The sequence below is a fragment of the Streptomyces marianii genome, from assembly GCF_005795905.1.
Lineage (GTDB): Bacteria > Actinomycetota > Actinomycetes > Streptomycetales > Streptomycetaceae > Streptomyces > Streptomyces marianii.
The window spans coordinates 7,286,710-7,301,934 of record NZ_VAWE01000001.1; the positions used below are offsets into that span (position 1 = coordinate 7,286,710).

General features: G+C 72.0%; 13 protein-coding genes and 2 pseudogenes. 8 read left to right on the plus strand and 7 right to left on the minus strand.

Translation table 11 applies throughout. The annotated features are described in order from the left end of the window. Positions 1-535 precede the first annotated feature (535 nt). Positions 536-1,528 (plus strand): EamA family transporter, encoded by a 993-nt coding sequence (locus tag FEF34_RS33025; RefSeq protein ID WP_138056432.1) that lies wholly within the window; start codon positions 536-538, stop codon positions 1,526-1,528. Between the two features lie 232 nt (positions 1,529-1,760). Next, the gene (locus tag FEF34_RS33030) at positions 1,761-2,747 is read left to right on the plus strand and encodes a DMT family transporter (protein WP_138056433.1); all 987 of its coding nucleotides are present in this window, start codon (positions 1,761-1,763) and stop codon (positions 2,745-2,747) included. 175 nt (positions 2,748-2,922) lie between these two features. On the opposite strand, the gene FEF34_RS33035 is transcribed toward FEF34_RS33030, so the two are convergent. After that, positions 2,923-3,594 carry a pyridoxamine 5'-phosphate oxidase family protein gene (locus tag FEF34_RS33035; protein WP_138056434.1) on the minus strand — a complete coding sequence of 224 codons (672 nt, stop codon included), beginning with the start codon at positions 3,592-3,594 and terminating at the stop codon, positions 2,923-2,925. Between the two features lie 36 nt (positions 3,595-3,630). Between FEF34_RS33035 and FEF34_RS33040 the strand changes: the two genes are divergently transcribed. Further along, positions 3,631-4,962 carry an aminotransferase class I/II-fold pyridoxal phosphate-dependent enzyme gene (locus FEF34_RS33040; RefSeq protein ID WP_138056435.1) on the plus strand — a complete coding sequence of 444 codons (1,332 nt, stop codon included), beginning with the start codon at positions 3,631-3,633 and terminating at the stop codon, positions 4,960-4,962. Positions 4,963-5,102: 140 nt separating this feature from the next. Here FEF34_RS33040 and FEF34_RS33045 read toward each other — a convergent pair whose 3' ends face one another. Further along, entirely contained in the window at positions 5,103-6,146 is a 1,044-nt protein-coding gene (locus FEF34_RS33045) for a DMT family transporter (RefSeq protein ID WP_234042636.1), read from the minus strand. A gap of 75 nt (positions 6,147-6,221) precedes the next feature. On the opposite strand from FEF34_RS33045, the gene FEF34_RS33050 reads away from it, so the two are divergent. Then, positions 6,222-7,121: a LysR family transcriptional regulator gene (locus FEF34_RS33050; protein WP_138056436.1), complete on the plus strand. Its 900-nt coding sequence runs from the start codon at positions 6,222-6,224 to the stop codon at positions 7,119-7,121. Between the two features lie 191 nt (positions 7,122-7,312). Here FEF34_RS33050 and FEF34_RS33055 read toward each other — a convergent pair whose 3' ends face one another. Next, a complete protein-coding gene (locus tag FEF34_RS33055; protein ID WP_138056437.1) occupies positions 7,313-7,780 on the minus strand; it encodes a pyridoxamine 5'-phosphate oxidase family protein in 468 nt (155 codons plus the stop codon). Between the two features lie 217 nt (positions 7,781-7,997). Between FEF34_RS33055 and FEF34_RS33060 the strand changes: the two genes are divergently transcribed. Then, complete coding sequence (locus FEF34_RS33060; RefSeq protein WP_138056438.1) at positions 7,998-8,648, plus strand: cysteine hydrolase; 651 nt, start codon at positions 7,998-8,000, stop codon at positions 8,646-8,648. A 48-nt stretch (positions 8,649-8,696) separates the two neighbouring features. On the opposite strand, the gene FEF34_RS33065 is transcribed toward FEF34_RS33060, so the two are convergent. After that, positions 8,697-9,191, minus strand: coding sequence for a Rieske (2Fe-2S) protein (locus FEF34_RS33065; protein ID WP_138056439.1), 495 nt, complete (start codon positions 9,189-9,191; stop codon positions 8,697-8,699). Positions 9,192-9,303: 112 nt separating this feature from the next. Between FEF34_RS33065 and FEF34_RS43805 the strand changes: the two are divergent. Then, a pseudogene (locus tag FEF34_RS43805) lies at positions 9,304-9,405 on the plus strand (HipA family kinase); the annotation flags it as partial. A 425-nt stretch (positions 9,406-9,830) separates the two neighbouring features. On the opposite strand, the pseudogene FEF34_RS44365 reads toward FEF34_RS43805, so the two are convergent. Further along, positions 9,831-10,014 (minus strand): annotated as a pseudogene (locus tag FEF34_RS44365) (IS1380 family transposase); the annotation flags it as partial. 368 nt (positions 10,015-10,382) lie between these two features. Further along, the gene (locus FEF34_RS33070) at positions 10,383-11,732 is read right to left on the minus strand and encodes an ISL3 family transposase (protein ID WP_199800618.1); all 1,350 of its coding nucleotides are present in this window, start codon (positions 11,730-11,732) and stop codon (positions 10,383-10,385) included. 172 nt (positions 11,733-11,904) lie between these two features. Between FEF34_RS33070 and FEF34_RS33075 the strand changes: the two genes are divergently transcribed. Further along, a complete protein-coding gene (locus FEF34_RS33075) occupies positions 11,905-12,351 on the plus strand; it encodes a PhoD-like phosphatase N-terminal domain-containing protein (RefSeq protein WP_171053182.1) in 447 nt (148 codons plus the stop codon). Between the two features lie 36 nt (positions 12,352-12,387). Continuing rightward, positions 12,388-13,791, plus strand: a complete 1,404-nt coding sequence (locus tag FEF34_RS33080) for a pyridoxal phosphate-dependent decarboxylase family protein (protein WP_138056441.1) — start codon at positions 12,388-12,390, stop codon at positions 13,789-13,791. A gap of 472 nt (positions 13,792-14,263) precedes the next feature. On the opposite strand, the gene FEF34_RS33085 is transcribed toward FEF34_RS33080, so the two are convergent. Next, on the minus strand, positions 14,264-15,160 hold the full coding sequence (locus FEF34_RS33085; protein WP_138056442.1) for a LysR family transcriptional regulator: 897 nt from the start codon (positions 15,158-15,160) through the stop codon (positions 14,264-14,266). Between the last annotated feature and the right edge of the window lie 65 nt (positions 15,161-15,225).

The following is a 15,225-nucleotide window of genomic DNA, read 5'->3' on the forward strand; positions in this document are numbered from 1 at the left end:
GCCCGCTCCCGCCCCACCGGGACCGACGCCGGACTCTCCGAGGAACTGGCCCCGGTCGTCGCCGGCGCTCGGCGGTGTGCGCTGCGGGACCGTCAGATCGACACGGCCCATCTGCCGCACTCCCTGGTCGAGTCCGAACCCGGCGTCCGGGCGGCCTTCGGCGGCCCGGACCGGGTCGCGCCCGCGTCCTCGGCCGTCTCGTGCAGCGCAGCATCGGGTACGGGCTGCGCCGGCAGGTGACGGTCGAGGACTCCGGCGCGGTCCCGGCGGTCCGGGACCCCGCGCAGACGGGCTGGGCGCCGTCGGCCGCCTCCGCCGTGCTGCGGGCGCGGGAGCGGCCAGCGGAGCGCGGGGAGCCCCGGGTCCGGCGGCCTCGATCTGCTCGCCGGACTCGCCGCCGACCGCGACTCCAGGGCCGCCGAAGTCCTCGTGCGTGCGGGGGGCGCCCCCGACCGGCTGGCCTGCCGGATCGCCGAGCTGTCTCAACAGGTGCGACAGATGTGACGCTCCTGACTCGGGCTGCCATGATGTGCCGATGCACGCGTCTCGGGAAAGGAGCGCCGGGCTGGGACTCGCCCTGGCCTCGGCGTTCGCCTTCGGTGGTTCAGGTGTGGCGGCCAAGCCGCTTATCGAAGCGGGGCTCGACCCCCTGCATGTGGTGTGGCTGCGAGTGGCCGGTGCCGCCCTCGTCATGCTTCCCGTCGCCTGGCGCCACCGCGACCTGCTGATACGCAAACCGGCGCTGCTCGCCGGGTTCGGAATGCTCGCCGTCGCCGGTGTCCAGGCCTGCTACTTCGCCGCGATCTCCCGCATCCCCGTGGGCGTGGCGCTGCTCATCGAGTACCTGGCCCCCGCCCTCGTCCTCGCCTGGGTCCGCTTCGTCCAGCGCCGCCCGGTCACCCGTGCCGCCGCCGTCGGTGTCGTCCTCGCCGTCGGCGGACTCGCCTGCGTGGTCGAGGTCTGGTCCGGGCTCGGCTTCGACGCGATCGGCCTGCTGCTCGCCCTCGGGGCGGCCTGCTGCCAGGTCGGCTACTTCGTCCTCTCCGCCCAGGGCGCCGACGCCGACGACGCCGCCGACCCGCTCGGCGTCATCGCGTACGGACTGCTCGTCGGTGCGCTCGTGCTGACCGTCGTCGCCCGCCCGTGGGGAATGGACTGGCAGGTGCTCGGCGGCGGGGCCGTCCTGGCCGGCACGACCGTCCCGGCGGCGCTGCTGCTCGGCTGGATCGTCCTGATCGCCACGGTCGTCGCCTATGTCACCGGCGTCGTGTCCGTCCGCAGGCTCTCGCCGCAGGTCGCGGGAGTCGTCGCCTGTCTGGAGGCCGTGATCGCGACGATGCTGGCCTGGGTCCTGCTCGGCGAGCATCTCTCCGCGCCCCAGATCGCCGGCGGTGCCGTGGTGCTCGTGGGGGCTTTCATCGCCCAGTCCTCCACGCCGAAGGCCGCATCCGGACCGGTGGCAGGTGGTTCCGGCACCGTGGCCGGGGCTGCCGACGGCGACTTGGCGGCCGAGCGGGCTGCGGTCTAGGGTGGCGATCATGCATTCGACCGTCCTCCCGCCGCCCGCCGCATAGCGCGGGCGGTTCTCCGCCGACGAAGACCGGGTCCGGGGTGTGGAGTCCCCCGGACGGTTCGTCGCTGCCCGCGTGTGGAGTCCAGCGGCCAACTGTCCTGTCTTCCGGCCCGTCGTGGGACGCGTTCCCCACCCTTCGGGGCGGGCCTCCGGGGCTTTCCCCGGACACCCAGCACGGAGTACTCACGTGTCGAATCCATCTTCGGCTGCCGTCACCGGCCTGCCCGTCGGGCGCAGCCTGTTCTATCTCGTCGTGGCCGGTGCGGCCTGGGGGACCGCGGGGGCTGCCGCCGCACTGGTCTTCGAGGTCAGCGATCTGGGCCCGCTCGCCCTGTCCTTCTGGCGCTGCCTCGGCGGGCTGCTGCTGCTCGCGGGCGCGCTCGCGCTGCGCGGACGCCGGGCGGCGCGGAGCGGCGGCGCCGTCGTGGCCAGGCCCGAACCGCGCCGCCGCAGGCTGCTGCGCATCCTCGGCACCGGCGTCGGTCTGACCGTCTTTCAGAGCTCCTACTTCGCCGCCGTCGAACAGACCGGGCTGGCGGTCGGCACGGTCGTCACCCTGGGCGCCGGGCCCGTACTGATCGCCTTCGGCGCCAGGATCACCATGGGGGAGCGGCTCGGGGGCGGCGGGATCGCCGCCGTCGCCGGAGCGCTGACCGGGCTCGTGGTGCTGGTCCTGGGCGGCGGGAGCGGCACGGTGCGGCCGGTGGGCGTGGCGCTGGCGGTCGTCTCGGCGGCGGGCTACGCGGCCATCACCCTGCTGACCCGCCGGCTCGGCCGGGACGGCGACGGTCCCGATCCTCTGTCGACGACGATGTGGACCTTCGTGGTCGGCGCCGTCGGGCTGCTGCCGGCGGCCCTCGTCGAGGGGCTCCTGCCGCACACCGCGGAGCCGCTGCGGGTGCTGGGCATGCTGGTGTACATCGCCGCCGTCCCGACGGCGCTCGCGTACGCGCTCTACTTCGCGGGAGCGGCTGTCGTCCGTGCCGCGACGGTGTCGGTGATCATGCTTCTGGAGCCGGTCAGCGCAGCCGTCCTGGCCGTGACCGTGCTGAACGAACGGCTGACCTCGGCAACGGTGGCCGGGACGGTGGTCCTGCTCACGGCGGTGGTCGGGCTGGCCTGGCAGGAGGCCCGGCCGGCCGGGCGGCGCGGCGCCGTGGACGTGGCGGCCTGATCCTGCGACCCCGTCGGCGCCGGTGACCACGGCGAGGGCGGAACCGGGCCCGACTGGCCCGGTTCCGCCCTCGCCGTGCCGCGGCCTGTTCACCTGCCTCTCGGCGTCGGACCGTCCGTGTGACGCCCGCGGGCGTCACACGGACGGTCCGATCGGCCTCTCCGGAGGCCGGCCGCTACAGCGAGGACAGGTACGGGGGCAGGACCACCGACGGGTCCATGTCGTCCGCGGGGACCGGCACGCCATGGCCACGGACCAGCGGGACGACGCCGGTCCAGTGCGGAAGCGCCAGGTCCTCCGGGTCGTCGTCCGGTCCGCCCGTCCGGACCTTGGCGGAGACCTCGTCCAGATCGAGTCGGAGCACGGCCGTCGCGGCGAGTTCCCTGGCGTTGGCCGGACGCGAGTCGGAGGAACGGCCGGGGATGACATGGTCGACGAGGGCGTCGAGAGCGGTGCGCTTCTCCTCCGGGTCGGTCACCTGGCGGGCGGTGCCGTGAACCACCACCGACCGGTAGTTGATCGAGTGGTGGAACGCCGAGCGGGCGAGCACCAGGCCGTCGACGTGCGTGACGGTCAGACAGACCTCCAGGCCGGGATCGGCCTGACCGGCCATGCGCAGCGGACGGGATCCGGTCGAGCCGTGCACGTAGAGCACGTCGCCGACCCGGCCGTACAGCGTCGGCAGTACCACCGGTGCCCCGTCGCGCACGAAGCCGAGATGGCAGACGGAGGTCTCGTCGAGTATCGCGTGCACCAGTGCGCGGTCGTGGGACGCGCGCTCCCGCGCTCTGGTGGGGACGGTCCGGTCGGTGGACCGGTAGGTCGGCGACTCCTGGGACGGTGCCATTGCGTGCTCCCATTGCACTAGTGCATAATTCTATTTGTGCTAGGAGAGTATCGGATCGAAGGGCGCGGCGCATCGGACATCGCGGCCAGCGTCGAGCGAGGTGTCGGGTCGGGAGACCTCCGCCCCGGCCAACCGCTGCCCCCCATGCGGGAGCTGGCGGCTTCCCTGGGGGTCAATCCGAACACCGTCGCGGCCGCCTACCGGACGCTGCGCGACCGCGGCGTGATCGAGACGGCCGGCCGCAAGGGCAGTCGTGTGCGCGAACGGCCGGCCAGCACGGCGCGCGGCTCGCTCGCGATCGACGCCCCGCCCGGCGTACGGCAGATCTCCGAGGGAAACCCGGACGCCGCCCTGCTGCCCCCGCTCCACGACGCCTTCGCGGCGGCTGCGCGCCATCACGACGCCCGGCCGGTGCTCTACGGGCAGGACGCCGTGGACCCCGAGTTGGCGCGGCTCGCCCGTGCCGGACTGGACGCGGACGGGGTGCCGGAAGGCCCCGTCGCCGTCACCTCCGGGTCGCTCGACGCCATCGAGCGGGTGCTCCACGCCCATCTCCGGCCCGGCGACGCCGTGGCCGTGGAGGACCCCGGCTGGGGGAGCCTGCTGGACCTGGTCCCGGCGCTCGGGCTGCGGCCGGTTCCGGTCGCCGTCGACGACGACGGTCCGCGTCCCGAGGACGTCGAGCGGGCGCTCGACCGCGGGGCGAGGGCCCTGATCGTGACCGACCGGGCACAGAACCCCACGGGTGCCGTCGTCTCCGCGTCCCGCGCCCGCGAACTCCGCGACGTGCTCGGCCGGTACCCGCGGACGCTGCTCGTCGAGGACGACCACGGCCATGCGATCGTCGGCGAGCCGCTGTGTCCCCTCGCCGGTGTCACGGACCACTGGGTGCTCGTACGATCGGTGGCCAAGGCGTACGGTCCCGACCTCAGGCTCGCCGTGCTCACCGGCGACCGGGTGACCCTCGACCGGGTCCAGGGGCGGCAGCAACTCGGCCCGGGCTGGGTCAGCCGGCTGACCCAGCGCGCCGTCGTGGAGCTGTGGACCTCCGGGGCCGTCGACCCGCCGGCCGTCGCGGCCGCCTACTCGGAGCGGCGCGACGCGCTGCTGAGGGCCCTGGCGGTGCGGGGAGTCGAGGCCCGCGGCCGCAGCGGTATGAACGTGTGGGTGCCCGTGGCCGACGAGACGGGCACGGTGGCCCGGCTGCTGCACTCCGGCTGGGCCGTGGCGCCGGGTGCCCGCTTCCGCATCTCCTCACCACCGGCGGTGCGGCTCACCGTGTCGGGCCTGACGGCCGACGACATCTCCGTGCTCGCCGACGCGGTGGCCCTGGCGGCCGGCCCGGTACGTCCGCGCAGCTACGGCTGAGCGGACGTACCGGGCCGGCCGGCCCGAGCGGCGACCGCCGGGGCGGCGAGGTGTCCCGCACGGCACCTGTCGCACACGCCGGCCCGCGAGCCCGCGGCCACCGCCGGCCGCCGCGGCCGTTCGCCCGGGCCCCTACGCGGTCACGACCGGTTCCGGCGCTTCCGTGCCCGAGGCGGGCGGACGCCCTTCCCCGCACGCCTCGGTCCGGACGCGTTCTGGGTGAGCGCGGCGCCCGCCAGCACGATCAGGGCGCCGACGGGAGTGTTCCAGCCCAGCCTCTCGTCGAGCAGCGTGACTCCCGCCGCAGTCGCGATCACCGGGATGAAGTACGTGACCATCGTCGCGGTCGTGGGTCCTACCTCGGCGACCAGTCCGTACTGCAGCAGCATGGCGAACCCGGTGCCCAGTGCACCCAGGGCGACCACCGCGAGCAGCGGAACCACCGGGAACGAGCTGGGCATCCTGGTGAACAGAGGTGTCACCACCGCCAGTTGGAGCGTCGCCAGCATCAGCTGCGCCCCGGTCAGGGACAGATGGGAATGGGACGAGCCGGCGAGCGTCCGCCGGACGTAGATCCAGCCGACCGGGTAGCTCAGGGAGGCGAGCAGGGCCATCGCCGCGCCGCCGACGTCGAGCCCGGAGAAGCCCTGCCAGGCGCCGAGCACGGTGAGGACGCCGAGGAAGCCGATGCCCAGGCCGGCGACACGTCGGCGGGTCGGCCGGTCCTCGGAGAGCGCCACCAGCGACAGCGCCATGCCCCACAGCGGGGACGTGGCGTTGCAGATCCCGGCCAGTGTCGAGGGGATGGTCAGCTCCGCATAGGCGAAGAGCGAGAAGGGCAGCGCGTTGAGGAAGAACGCCGCGACGGTCAGATGCGCCCAGGTACGCACACCGCGAGGCAGCCCCTCGCGCCGCACCGCCATGGCGGCGGCCAGCACGGCCGTACCGAAGAGCAGCCGGCCGAACGTGACCTGGAAGGGTGCGTAGCCCTCCGTGCCGACCTTGATGAGCAGAAAGCTGAAGCCCCAGATCAGGGCGAGTACGGCGAACCTCAGGCGCCAGTCGAAGGCCGGGTGGCCGCGCCCGGTGGAGGGCGGGGTCGCGGGGGGAGGGGTGGGCGCAGCGGATGCGGACGCGGATCCCGTGGCGGGCTCCGTGCGCGACGGCGGCATGGCGGTGGTCATGGGGTCCAGCCTGGAGCGCCATGTCTTCTTAGAACAAGCGAGATTTCTTTCAGTTGTTTGATTAGCATTGCTTACATGTTGAACCTGGAGCGCCTTCGGACCCTGGACGCCCTGGCCCGGCACGGTTCCGTCAGTGCCGCGGCCGACGGACTGCACGTCACGACCTCGGCCGTGTCCCAGCAGATGGCCAAGCTGGAGCGCGAGGTGGGCCAGCAGCTGCTGGCCAGGAACGGGCGCGGGGTGCGGCTCACGGACGCCGGCCGTCTGCTTGCCGACCACGCCGCCCGCATTCTGTCGCAGGTCGAGCTGGCTCAGTCCGACATAGAGGCGCAGCGGGGCCAGGCGGTCGGCGAAGTGCGGCTCGGGGCGTTCCCGACGGCCGCCCGGGGCCTCTTCCCCACGGCGCTCAGGGCCCTCCGCGCCGACCACCCCGACCTGCGGGTACGTACGAGCGAACTGGAACCGGAGTACGCCCTGCGCCAGGTGATCAGGGGCGATCTCGATCTGGCGGTGGCGCTGGACTGGAGCAACAAGCGGCTCCCCGTCCCGGGCGGGCTCACGCGCGAACCGCTGCTGGACGACGCCGCCGACGTGGCGATGCCCGCCGGTCACCCGCTCGCCGACCGAGCGGACGTGGATCTCGAGGACTTCGCCGACGACGACTGGGTCTCCTGGCCCGAGGGCGAGTTCTGCTACGAGTGGCTGGTGTTCACGCTACGCGCCAGGGGAATCGAACCCCGCATCGTCCACCTCGCCGGCGAACACCACACCCAGCTGGCACTGATCGCGGCGGGCCTCGGTGTGTGCGTGACCCCGCGGCTGGGCCGGGGGCCGGTCCCCGACGGCGTCCGGCTCGTCCCGGTGCGGCAGAAGGTACGCCGGCACATCTACGCGGTCTGGCGGACGGACGCCGACCGCCGGCCGTCGATCCGCGCGGCGCTCGCGGCGCTCCGGTCGGCCGCGGCGACGGCCTGACGCCCGCCGGGCAAGGACAGGGCGCGCCTCCTCCGCACGCGGGCCCCGCGGTGGCGCCCGCGGACGTCCCGGGGCCCAGCGGTCACGGGGCGGCGCGCCACCCGCCGGACCGGCTCGTCGGCCGCACCCCCCGCGCCGCCACCCCCGCACCGCGCCTCGCGGCGCCGCCGGCCATGAAAGGGGCGCCCGGTTCAGAGCCCGCTCAGCTTGCGGAAGTCCCACGACGCGATCGCCTCGGGCGTCAGCCGGAGCCAGGCGTGCCGGCCGTCGTGCGGCATCGAGTCCAGGCCGAAGTTCTTCCGCGCGAACAACTGCTCGGGCACCTCGAGTTCCGGGCAGGGTTCGCCGGTGCGCGGGGCCTCGCCCACGAAGACCGCCGTCCCGGAGAGTTCCACGCCGCGCAGCTCGCCGTACTCCTCCCCGGCGTCCACCACGACCGCGATCCGCGGATCACGGCGCAGTTCGGACCACCGCCGGCTGCGGGTGATCGAATACAGCCACAGCGACGTACCGTCCCAAGCGAACCACAGGGCACTGGCGTGCGGCATGCCGTCGGGCGAGACCGTCGCCACCCGGCAGGTGCGCTGCTCGGCCAGGAAGGCGTCCAGTTCGGCGGGCGACATCATGATCCGCCGGCCCCGGCGCTGTGTGACGGCCATCGGCGGCCCCTCCTCCCGCGAGCCGGCGTTCCGCCGGCCGACCGGCTGATGTGGTGTCAGAAATGATGGGTGCTCTTCCCCTGTGAGGCAATGCCCGTTACCGTCGCGCGCCCGGGCCGGCCCGGGCGCGCGGATCTTCCGGGGCCGGTCGGGCCCTACCGGACCCGACCGGCGACGACGGGCCTCCGCGGCCCGGACGAGGAGAAAGGCGGGGCGCATGCCCTCGTACGAGCAGCTACAGGCGCAGCTCGACCCGGCCCGTACGGTCCTGCTCACCGTCGAGTGCCAGCAGGGCGTCGTCGGCCGGGACAGCGCCCTCCCGGAACTCGCGGCACAGGCGCGGTCATCGGGCGCCCTGGAGAACATCGGACGGCTCGTCGACGTGGCCCACGAAGCGGGCGTGCAGGTCATGCACGCGGTCGCCGAGCGGCGTCCCGACGGGCGCGGGGCCGGCAGCAACGCCCGGCTGTTCCGGGCCGCCGAGCGGCTGCCCGTCCGGCAGTACTCGGGCAGCAAGGCGGTCCGGGTCGCCGAGCCCATCGAGGTCGCGGACGAGGACATCGTGGTGCGCCGGCTCCACGGCCTGTCGCCGATCGCCGGCACGGACGTCGACGCGCTGCTGCGCAACCTGGGCTGCCGCACGCTGGTCGTCACGGGCGTCTCGGCCAATGTGGCGATCCCGAACGCCGTCTTCGACGCGGTCAACCTCGGCTACACCGCGGTCGTCCCCGCGGACGCCGTCGCGGGGGTGCCCCCCGAGTACACCCCCGCGATGATCAGGAACACGCTCGCTCTCGTCGCCACCGTCACCACCACGGACGACGTGCTCGCGTGCTGGAAGGCGCCGCGCCGGACCCAACGCACCTGAGGTGCGCGGCCCCGACGGCCGCCGTCTCCCCGGATGCTCCGGGGGCTGTCAGGCGAGCTTGATCGAGCCGCCTTCGACGACGATGGCCGCGGCAGGCAGCGGTGAGGTCGCCGGGCCGCTCTTCACGCTGCCGTCACGGGCGTCGAAGTTGCTGTTGTGGCACGGGCAGTTGATCATTCCGTCGGCGACGCCCTTCACCGCGCAGCCCTGGTGGGTGCACTTCGACGAGAAGGCCTTGAACTCGCCCGAGGCCGGCTGCGTCACCACGATGTCGCCGATGACCTTGCCGCCGCCCTCGGGGATGTCGGCGACGTTCGCGATGACCTCGCCCCCGCCTCCGCCCGTCGTGCCCCCCGTGCTGCCGCCCGTCGAACCGCCCGTGGAATAACCGGTCGTGCCGCCCGCTGCCGGGGACACGGCCCCGCTGCCCGGACTCTCCGAGCCGCCGCACGCCGTCAGCGCCGCGGCGAGTCCGGCACCGCCGGCGGCCGTGAAGACGGTACGTCGCGCCACCGTGCGCGCCGGTCCCTGCGTTCCGGTCATGCCGCTCCCTTTCCACAGTCGGCCCCGTCCCGGGCCGTTCGTGTTGTTCTACGGGACCGGGCCACCGCTCGTTCAACGGCCACGCCGCAAGACCGCAAAGTAGTCTGGCGCAATGCTCTCCGAAGTCACAGCGACCCGCTACGTCACGCCCCTGCGTGAGGGCGGCTCGCTCCCGGGCGTCGTCGAGGCCGACGATCTCGGTACGTACGTCATGGCGTTGTCCACCCGGTGGCGCTGACCTGCGGGCGGTAATGCGGCCTTCCGCGCCTCTGACCTGCCCAGACGAGTCTTTCAGGGTCTTGCAGAATCGTGCCGCATCACGCAACCCGCCCCCCACGTGCTCCCCAGCGCCGCCCGTACTCCCCCGCGGTGTCGGGACCGGGGTACGGGGCTCACCATGGGCGTCGTCCCCGCCGAGTGGCGTCCCGGCACACGTCTCTGCCGCGCGGGTTCCGAACGTTTCGTCACATGCCCTGCCTCTGGGGCGGAGCGTCAGCCGTCCTGGGCGATCAGGGCGGCAGGAGCCGTGCAACGGGAATCCGCTAAGCGACGGTTCTGTGGGGCCGGAGGGTGAGACTCCCTCCGGTTCCCCGACACCTCACCGGTGCGGTGGTGCAGGTTGTGGGGACGGTCGAACGGTCAGCCGGGGGCCGGCATGGCGTGGAGCCAGTCGACTGCGCGGGTGATGACGTCGGTCCAGGCGCCATCGGGCGGGCAGGCGGAGCCAGCGTCGGCGGCCGGTGTGCACGAGCTGCGCGGCGGCGGAGAACAGGCGCACGCGGAGCTTCTTGGGTTCCCAGCGGCGGGTCTCGCCGGACTGCGCGAAAGACTCGCCCCTCCTTGCGGTCCACGGAATGCGAATTGGCCTTGGCAGTGCGAGGTTCGTCGATGGTCCCCTGACAACCAAACCCCCCGACACCGTTCTTGGTTGGGCTTCTTCACTACTGGAATGCTCCGCGGCCACGTCGATGGCCTGACGGCCGCGCGGCCAGGGGAGCAAGAAGAGGGATTCTCACAATGAGCCGTATTGACCGGCGTGGTGACTCTGCTGCCCAATTCCGGGGCAACTCCGACACGCGGACCATGACCTGCGACAACGCGGTGACCGTTGCGGCCTTCCCGGCATGACTCTGCTGCTCAGCCGAATTGAGCAGCAGAGTCCGTGGTCTGCTCAAAGCCGGGTCTTCGAATTTAGTGGGGGTGCGCCTGCCGTCGGCTCCGGCGGGTGGTCGCACAGCGTGAGCGTAGGCGCTGGTTGGCGCGGTTGCGGAAGCCGAAGGCGTTACGCGCTTCGAGCTTGATGAGGCGGTTGTTGCCTTCGGAGGCGGCGTTGGTGATGCCGGTGGTCAGGTAGGTCTCGATGCCGTCCCACCACTGCTCGATGGTCTCGGCGAGGGTGAGGAGTTCGTGCAGGTGGGCGTGGTCGGCGACGTGGGTGAAGAAGCGGTGGCGGGCGGCGGAGATCGCGGAGCGGTCGGGGGCGTGGTGGGTGCGGCTGACGGCCAGGCCGAGGAGGTCGCGCAGGAGTTCCTTGGCCTGCCAGGCCGCGTGGATCTGCCGGCCGTAGGTACCCATGTACTCCAACTCGGTCTTCAGGAGGAGGCGTTGGTCTTCGGTGAGGTCTTCTTTGTTGCGGCGCAGGAGTTTGCGGACGGTGTAGATGCCGTCGCCCTTGCGGGCCCGGCGGCCGTGCTGCCGCCAGGTGAGGCGTCGGCGCAGGTCGGCGAGGTGGCGCTGGGCGAGTTGCACGATGTGGAAGCAGTCGACGACCACGGTCGCGTGCGGCAGGGCACGGTGGACGGCGGCGCGGAAGGTGGAACACAGGTCGATGGCGACGTAGCGCACCTGTGCCCGCCAGGATGCGGGCTGGGAGCTGAGCCAGTCGGCGACCGAGGTGGCGTTGCGGCCTTCGACCTGCCCGAACAGTCCTTGCCCGCCGATCGCGTCGACGAAGCCGATGTGCCAGGCGTCCGCGACCAGTTCCCACTTCTGCGTGGCCGGGTTCTGGGCCCAGACCGGCTTGCCCCGCCGGGTCTCGTCGATCCCGACCGCCTCGGTCGCGGGCGGCGTCTCGGGCAGGACCGTCGCGGCGTAGTCCTCAAAGCATCGCTGCACGATGGGCCAGCTCAAGGACAGGTCGCGGCCGGCCTGCACGACGGTGCGGGATCCGTCGCAGACCGCGGCCCCCGCCGCCCGGCGCAGGGCGGTGGTGGTGCGCATCCCGGCGGGCACCGCGTGGATCGCCTCGGTGAACGAGCCGCGCTCGCACGCGGGTTCGGCGCAGTACCAGCGTGCCTTGCGCCACCGGATACTCACAGGGCGTCCACCGCAGGGCAGGTGCCGGGGCCGGGTGGTGCGGTAGTCCTTCAGCCGGGTGGCGAAGACCCCGCACGAGGGGCAGGCCCGGGCGGAGTCCTCGCTCGTGACCACGTACACCGTCGAACCGCCCGCCCCGTCGTCCTTGACCTGCGTCACACTCACCCCCTCCAGCCCCAGAAGTCGCGTTGCCGCTTCGTTGATGCCGGTATCGTCGCTGTTCAAGCCCGTGGGGTTTCATGATCGGTTGCCTAGACAACAACCATGATCACGAAGGCCCGCGGGCTCCTTGCGTCCAGGGCGCCCGCACCCCAACCACCTCACACAGCGTGACCGGCGAGCGCGCCCGTCACCGCCGCACCCCCCACTAAATTCGAAGACCCTCAAAGCCACGGGGGTGATCGCCGCCGCGGCCGCCGTCGGTGCCGAGGGTGCACCTGCCTTCGCGGCCGACGACTGGAACCCCAGGTTGCCCTGGAACCCGTTCGACGACCTGGGAGTTGCATCCGGCGACCCGACCGCTGAGAGCGTGCTGATTTGGACTCGGCTGTGCCTGCACGCGGCGGCAGAGGACGGACTCGGAGGGATGCCATTCGCATTGTACGCCGCGCGTTACGACGTATCGACGTCCGCCGACTTCAACAAGGGAGGCATCGTTGCCAGCGGTTCCGTCGGTACCGTCGAGGCGTTGGGGTACAGCATGCGGGTGCGCGTGACCGGGCTGCAGCCGGACACGGCGTTCGTGGGGACGCCGAGATCGTCGACCGGCAAAGCTCCACAACGCTGCCGCGAGTCAGGGGAGTGGCCCAACGCGATAGGCACCAATCGTCGTTGCCGGGGCTGATCGGGAACCACCCACTCACGAGATGAGGAATGACACATGCACCATGGCCTCGCCCTGGATCTGGCGCACCTTCCCCAACTGCTCAAGTGCGTCCAGGACCAGGCGACATCGTTTCTCGACCGTGTCGCTGAGCGGCCGGTCGTCCCGCTGGCGCAGCCTCCGCAGGAGGTGCCCCTTCCCGAGCGGGGAGTCGGGGCGCGGGGCGGAATGCGGGACTTCGTGGAGCGCTGGGAACCGGCTCTGTCGGCGAGCGCCGGCCCCCGCTATCTTGGCTTCGTCACGGGCGGGGTAACCCCGGCGGCACTGGCCGGAGACTGGCTCACTGCGGTGGCCGACCAGAACGTCATGTCGTCCGCCGACGATACGGGGCAGCGTCTGGAGCATGAGACGATCGCGTGGCTCCGCGAACTGTTCGGGCTCACCCGCGAGCATCAGGGGACGTTCGTCAGCGGCGCCACGATGTCCAACACGGTCGGCCTGGCGATCGGCCGTGAATGGGTAGGGGAGCGGCTGGGTGTTTCCGTAGCGGAAGCGGGAGTGGCCGCTCTCGGGCCGGTCCGAGTGCTGTCGGGCAGTCCCCATTCCAGCGTGCCCAAGGGACTGTCGATGCTGGGACTCGGCCGGGAAGCGCTGGCCTCCGTGCCCACACTTCCCGGGCGGGAGGCGGTGGACCCGATGGCGCTGGAGGCAGCGCTCGCACAGAGCGACACCCCCTGCATCGTGGTCGCGAACGCGGGCACGGTGAACACCGGCGACTTCGACGATCTGCGTGCCGTGGCAGCTCTGCGCGGCCGCTACGACTTCTGGCTGCACGTGGATGCCGCGTTCGGTGCCTTCGCTGCTCTCTCGCCCGCCGAGGCTCACCTGGTGGAGGGGCTCGATCTCGCCGACTCGGTCTGTGTGGATCTGCACAAGTGGCTCAACGTCCCCTACGACAGCGCCGTGCAGTTCACGCGGCGCCGGGACCTGCAGGCCCGTGTCTTCCAGAATGCCGCCGCCTATCTCGGCCCTCTGGGCGACGTGCCGGACTGCGTACACCTGACCCCGGAGAACTCCCGTCGGCTGCGGGCGCTGGCTGCGTGGTTCACGCTGCGCGCGTACGGGCGGGAGGGGTACCGCGAAATCGTCGAACGGTGCATCGCCTGCGCGCGGTCCCTGGCGGCGTCCCTTGAGCAGATTCCGGAGCTGCGACTGCTGGCGCCTGCCAGGCTGAACGTCGTGTGCTTCACACTCGCGGACGACCCCACTCCGGCCCGGCTGGCTGGCCTCGCCCGGGAACTCGCGGACCAGGCTTTCCTCACTCCGACCGTCTATGACGGGGTCCCCGCGCTTCGTGCCGCGTTCAGCAACTGGCGCACCACGGATGCCGACGTCCTTACCGTCATCGAGGCTCTTCGGGCAAAGTTCGCGGCGACTACGGCGGGCCCCGGATCGTCGTGATCCGCCTGCACCGTCCAGTGTGGGGCGCATTCTCCACGGTCGTCGACTGACGCAGCATCCGGGGCCGCCGCCTGTGCAACGTCAGAGCCAGGGGGTTCGCTGCGCGCGACGCACCGTCTGGATCGGGTGATCGTCGCGGTCAGCGTCGACCCCGAGCCCGGCCCGCCTGTACCGGACGCCCCGCTCCACGATTGCGTGGACGAGATGGACGGCGTGCGGGTGATCTACCACGTGACGGCGCTGCGCATCCTCACGATCGAAACAGCAGCGCCCCGGATCCGGATGGATTCCGGGCGCTGCTGCGTCTGCTGCTTCGGTGCGGCCGCTGTGTGGTGTCGGATCGCCGCTCGGTGTCCGTGTGCCGGCCGACCCCGGCGGCACAGGGTGTGCTGCTCAGATGGCAGCCGACCGGCGGGCGCCGGCGGCGGAAGGGAGCGGCCGGCCGACGATTCGTGACAGAGCCTCCTGCACGTCACAGTCGGCAACTACGGAAGTGGTGCGCGATTTGGGCTGTGACGATGCGTGATGCGCGCGAGGGTTGTCGCCGGCTGTGGCGTACCAGGTGGACGGAGGCATCGGGGAGGGAGGGGCCGGGCACCGTCCTGAGACGTCCATCGCTCAGCGACTCGGCTACGTTGGCGAGGGGGAGGATGGTGAGGCCGAGTCCGGCCGCCACACAGGAGCGGGCGGCTTCGATGCTGCCGAACCGCGTCAGTCGGGGCTGGGCTCCCTCAGTCGCTTGCAGGCGTCGAGCGAGCCAGTCGCTGTAGGAACATCCCTGTTCGTGGAGGAAGAAACTCTCCCTCCCCAGTTCCTGCCAGGTTACCGGCTGTTTGCGGCCGGCAAGGGGATGGTCGGGGGCACACAGGAGGGCCAAGGGCTGGCTGGCGATGTGCTCGGCCGTGATGTCCGGGAAGTCAACCCGCTCTTCCAGCAACAGCGCACAGTCCAGACTTCCGGCCCTGAGCCCTTCCACGGCGTTGCCGGTGCCGCATGGCTGCAGGTGCACTTCCACGTCCGGGTGCAGACCGCGCAGCGCGGCGACCACCCTCGGCAGATGGGCTGAGCACAGGGTCTCACCCGCGCCCACCACCACGGTCCCGGTGACCGGCCCGTCGTCGGTGGCCGCCGCGAACAACCGTGACTCGGCCTCGAGGACTTCTTCGGCCAGAACAAGCAACCGTTGCCCCGGCTCGGTGAGCAGCGCGCCTCTGGACAGGCGGTCAAAGAGCCGGGCGCCCAACGCCTTCTCCAGGGTCCTGATCTGCACGGTGACCGTGGACTGTGCGAGCTGCAGCTCAGCGGCGGCGGCGGTAAAGCTCCCCGTCCGGGCCAGCGCGGTGAAGGTCTTCAGCAGCCGGGTATCCATGGCCGCACCCTAGCAAGCAATCGTGAAAGTCGATGGCTTTCATGTGAAACCATCGTTGGTAATAA